At 45.1% G+C, this 4,588-nt stretch carries 6 protein-coding genes; 2 read left to right on the top strand and 4 right to left on the bottom strand.

Features of this window, described 5'->3' with window-relative positions; all coding sequences use genetic code 11:
- Positions 1-179 precede the first annotated feature (179 nt).
- The 3 genes from dksA to accD are packed head-to-tail and all read right to left on the bottom strand — an operon-like array spanning position 180 to position 1,903.
- Positions 180-536, bottom strand: a complete 357-nt coding sequence (gene dksA / locus Q0277_RS01710; protein ID WP_005872423.1) for an RNA polymerase-binding protein DksA — start codon at positions 534-536, stop codon at positions 180-182.
- Positions 537-545: 9 nt separating this feature from the next.
- Positions 546-998 (bottom strand): 23S rRNA (pseudouridine(1915)-N(3))-methyltransferase RlmH, encoded by a 453-nt coding sequence (locus Q0277_RS01715; protein ID WP_297994936.1) that lies wholly within the window; start codon positions 996-998, stop codon positions 546-548.
- A gap of 5 nt (positions 999-1,003) precedes the next feature.
- Complete coding sequence (gene accD / locus Q0277_RS01720; protein WP_297994937.1) at positions 1,004-1,903, bottom strand: acetyl-CoA carboxylase, carboxyltransferase subunit beta; 900 nt, start codon at positions 1,901-1,903, stop codon at positions 1,004-1,006.
- A gap of 93 nt (positions 1,904-1,996) precedes the next feature.
- Here accD and recO point away from each other — a divergent pair, with 93 nt between their 5' ends.
- Positions 1,997-2,611 carry a recombination protein RecO gene (gene recO / locus Q0277_RS01725; RefSeq protein WP_297994939.1) on the top strand — a complete coding sequence of 205 codons (615 nt, stop codon included), beginning with the start codon at positions 1,997-1,999 and terminating at the stop codon, positions 2,609-2,611.
- A 170-nt stretch (positions 2,612-2,781) separates the two neighbouring features.
- On the opposite strand, the gene Q0277_RS01730 is transcribed toward recO, so the two are convergent.
- Positions 2,782-3,348 carry a PAS domain-containing protein gene (locus tag Q0277_RS01730; RefSeq protein ID WP_005870765.1) on the bottom strand — a complete coding sequence of 189 codons (567 nt, stop codon included), beginning with the start codon at positions 3,346-3,348 and terminating at the stop codon, positions 2,782-2,784.
- A 156-nt stretch (positions 3,349-3,504) separates the two neighbouring features.
- On the opposite strand from Q0277_RS01730, the gene Q0277_RS01735 reads away from it, so the two are divergent.
- A partial coding sequence (locus Q0277_RS01735; protein WP_297994942.1) for an MFS transporter occupies positions 3,505-4,588 on the top strand: 1,084 nt, incomplete at its 3' end.

Consider the following 4,588-nt stretch of genomic DNA (forward strand, 5'->3'; position numbering starts at 1 on the left):
AAAAATCGCCAAAATCATATATAAAATTAACGGCAGTACGATCCACACTGCCACAGGAAGCGTAAGCGTAAAACCGAAAAGCCCCAGTGTATAGCTACTGCTTTGCTGCGTAAAAACTAAAATCGCGACGATTGCGATATAGACGATCGAATATAAAAAGAATTGCTTGGTTTTCATAGCTAACTCCTATTTTGCTTTTCCGCCTGTTCCTTGCACGAAATGCACAATCTCGCCTCTGGATTTACCTTAAGACGCTCTAAGCTTATCTGCTCGCCGCAGCTCTCGCAAAGCCCATAAGTGCCGTTTTCGATGCGTTTAAGCGCGCTTTCGATCTCTAAAAACGCTTTTTGTTGATTAACATTGAGCGAGTATTCGATGCTTAAATCCGTATTCATGCTCGCTACGTCAAAATCATCCGCAGCTTTATTTTCGCGCAATTCCGAAATTTCATTTACAGAGCTATTAATATTGGCGATGAGTTGCTCTCTTTTTTCTTCTAGAATTTTCTTGTAAAATTTCAACTCGTTTTTCTTCATTACTTCCCTTTATTTGTGATATGGATGGTTTGCGTTAATGCACAATGCGCGAAAAATTTGCTCAAAGAGCAAAAGTTTAGCGATTTTGTGCGCTAACGTAAGCCTGCTAAGACTGATTATTTTATCGGCTTTTGCCTTAAAATTTTCACTAAGCCCGTAAGCGCCACCGATGAAAAATGACACGCTACTTTTATCCTTTAGCATACTCGCAAATTCCATGCTATCTAGCTCCTGTCCGCGCTCATCCAAAGCTACGACATATCCGCTAAGGTGCGGTAGATAAGCTTCATCATACGCCTTAAGCGCTAGCTCAGCAGATGTGCTTTGTGCGCGAGCGATATTAGCGTTAAAAAATATATCATCTCGCACCGCGGCAAATTTAGCCGCCATTTTTTTATAATCGCTTATTGCGCCTGCGAACTCGTCCGCGCCCTTTTGGATGGAATTTACCGTTATCTGCACTACTACTACTCTTCGCTTCCCTCTTCGTGCAACGACTTATCGCTAGTATCATCGATCTGCACGGCGTTTTTGCTAAGCACGTTGATTATATCGCTTAGATACTGCCTCATCTCGGCTCTAGGCACGATCGCATCAATTAATCCATGCTCGAGCAGAAATTCCGATCTTTGAAAGCCCTCCGGCAGATCTGCGCCTATGGTTTGCTTGATGACGCGCTGCCCGGCAAAGCCGATGAGAGCGCCGGGCTCTGCGATGATGATATCTCCCAGCCATGCAAACGACGCGCTTACGCCGCCCATCGTAGGATCGGTAAGAACAGATATGAAAGGAATTTTATGCTCGGATAAAATTTTAAGCGCGGCAGAGGTTTTGCTCATCTGCATCAGCGAAAAGGTGCTTTCCTGCATCCTTGCGCCGCCGCTTGCGCTTACGATGATTAGCGGCTCGTTTTTATCAAGGCTGCGCTTTACGGCACGCACGATCTTTTCGCCCTCCACGGAGCCCAGGCTTCCGCCCATGAAGTTAAAATCAAACACCACGAGCTGAATTTTTTGGCGACTTATAGCGCCCTCGCCCGCGATCACCGCGCTGAACCTGCCTGTTTTTTCCTTGCTCTCGGAGATGCGCTTTTTGTAGGATTTTTTATCGACGAATTTTAGAGGATCTATGGGCTGCAAATTTTTATCGAACTCCACGAAAGAGCCTTCGTCGCAGATCAGATCGATGCGAGCCTGCGCGTCAAAACGAAGGTGATAGTTGCACTTCGGGCAAACGCTATGATTTTGCTCGACCTCTTTGCTATACATCAGTGCGCCGCATCCCGGGCACTTTATCCAGTGCGTAGGAGCTTCGCTCGGCGCAGGTTGCGTCCTACGTATTTTTGAAAATAGATCTCCAAAATTCATATGATTTCCTTTAAATTCTATGAAATGAAACTTCTGATTATAACCTAAAATTCTTTATTTAAATTTATATGTGAATTTCGCTAAAATAGGAAAATGCAAGGATTTATATTAAAAACGACCAAAGTTAGGGACGAGGACTGCATCGTGGACGTGCTGAGCGAAAGCGCGCTCGTGCGTGCGTACCGCTTTTACGGCGCGCGCCATTCAAACATCATCCAGGGCTATAAGATCGACTTCGAGCTCTCGCAAAATCACAACTTCCTGCCGCGCCTTAGCGGCGTGATGCATCTGGGATACGCGTGGCTCGCAAGCCGCGAGAAGCTGCTATTTTGGCAGCAATTTATGCGGCTTTTACACGCGCATCTAAAAGATGCCGAGCATCTGGATAAATTCTATTACGAGCTGCTAAACCGCGCTGCTATGCGCTTTGGCAAACAAAATCCGCGCCGCATAATCGTAGAAAGCTACGCCGAAATTTTAAAATTTGAGGGGCGGTTGCACGACGAGCTATATTGTTTTTTATGTGATGAGGAAATTTTAGAAAATATCGCGCTATGCCGCGGCTTTTTGCCCGCGCACGAGCATTGTGCGCAAAGAGTAGGCTTTGCGCAGGATGAAATTTTAGAATTTTTACGAAGCAAAAAGACGCTAAATTTAAACGACGAAACGGTAGAGAGGCTCTACGACATAACGCTTGAGGGGCTTTGATCTGTAGCGCGTTTGATGAAGACGTGAAATTTCAAAGCTTGGGCGCTAAATTTAAAATTTCGTAGAATTTCAAAATTTTATGAAGGGATGGCTTTGCGCTTTATTTGCTTTGCTAACACAAAGCCGAATAATCCCACATTGCGCGGGGTCTGCATTAAATTTTAACTAAACTAGCTAAAAAGCTTTTTCATCGCCTTAAAAAACATTGCAGTAAGCGGATTTGATTTACCTGAGACCTTTGCGATCCAGCTCTCGTAGGTCTCGCCTTTACTTTTTAGAAAGTCCACGAGCGCCTTTTGGCTAGCCTGCATACCGCCGTTTCTTTCAGCATCCAGTAGCGCCCTATAAATTGGCTCTATAGTTTCGATCGCAGATCTTGGCGGAGCCTTACGAAATGCCGTGTATTCGGTGATCTGCCCTGTCACAGGATCTTTTTTAGAAGTAAATTCCGTAATGACCCAATAAAAGCGCCCATCTTTGGCTAAATTTTTAACCACGGCGGTAAAATCCTTGCCCTGCTGTATCGTATCCCACATAAGCTTAAACGCTATTCGCGGCATATCCGGATGTCGTATGATGTTATGCGGCTGCCCCAAAAGCTCAAGCTCACTATAGCCGCAAATCATACAAAAATACGGATTTGCAAACGTGATAATGCCCTTCGGATCGGTTTTGGAAACTATATAGCGCTTCTCATCGAGTTTGATCTCCTGATTAATTGGAGTCGGTCTTTGCATTTTTAATCCTTTGCTTAAAAATTTATTGCAAAGTATATAAAATTTTTCTTTTCAGAAATATTAAATTTTCGTTAAATTTTTATAAATGTTAAATCTTTAAGTGAATTTTTAAAATTTAATGTATAATCTCAAATCAAAATTTCAAAAGGCAGCGCGTTGAAAAATCCCTTCCTATCGCTTAAATACTCAAATTTTAGAATTTATTGGATCGGGATGAACCTCTCGCTGATCGGTTCTTGGATGCAAAGCGTCGCGCTGCCGTGGCTAGTGCTAAGCATCACCGCAGACGCTTTTAAGGTCAGCCTCGTAGCTGCAGCGAGGTTCTTGCCCGCGCTACTTTTCACGCCGTTTTCCGGTGTACTGCTCGATAAGTTTAATCGCAAAAAGATCCTTCTGCTCGCTCAAATAGGCATGGCGGTGACCGCTTCAATTTTCGCGGTTATGAGCTTTTGCGAGCTATATTCTTTCGGCAAAATTTTATTTTGCGCTTTTGCAAGCGGCATCTTTACCAGCATGGACGCCCCGAGCCGTCAGTCGATGGTAAAAGACCTCATCGACTCGCCCCGCGATCTAGCCAACGCCATAGCGTTAAATTCTATGTCCTTCAACGTCGCTCGTATCGCAGGACCCGCACTTGCGGGGATCGTGATGGCGCTGTGGGGCGTGGGTTTTTGCTTTTTATTCAATGCACTTAGCTTTTTAGGCATCATCGTTTCGCTGTTTTTCATAAAAATTCCGCCATCCGCTACTACGCTATCTAGCAGAAGCGGAGGCGTTTTTGCCTCGATCGGTGCTGGGATTTCGTATGTCTTGCACAAAAAAATTCTAAGCGAGCTAATGATAATAGTGCTTATCGTAGCGACGCTGGTGCCAAATTACAACGTAACGATCTCGGCACTCGTTAAGCTTAGCCTCGGCGCGGATGAGCGAAGCTTTGGATATTTGATGTCGGCTCTAGGCGTGGGAGCCTTTTGCGGCGCGCTTTTCGTAGCAGTCTTTGATAAACTCGGTATTCGCAAAATCAGATCGTGCGCGATCGCTATGGGGGTAAGCTTAGCTCTTACTGGGGCTGCGAATTCCTTCGCATGGGCTGCGGCAGGGCTTGCCGTAACTGGATTTCTTTTCGTAATCACAAACTCTAGCATCAACTCCACCGTGCAGATGCACGTAAGCAACGAATTCCGCGGACGCGTGCTTAGCTTATACGCGCTATTTCTAATAGGTAGTACGCCATTTGGAG

It is taken from the genome of uncultured Campylobacter sp. (assembly GCF_938030815.1).
GTDB lineage: Bacteria > Campylobacterota > Campylobacteria > Campylobacterales > Campylobacteraceae > Campylobacter_B.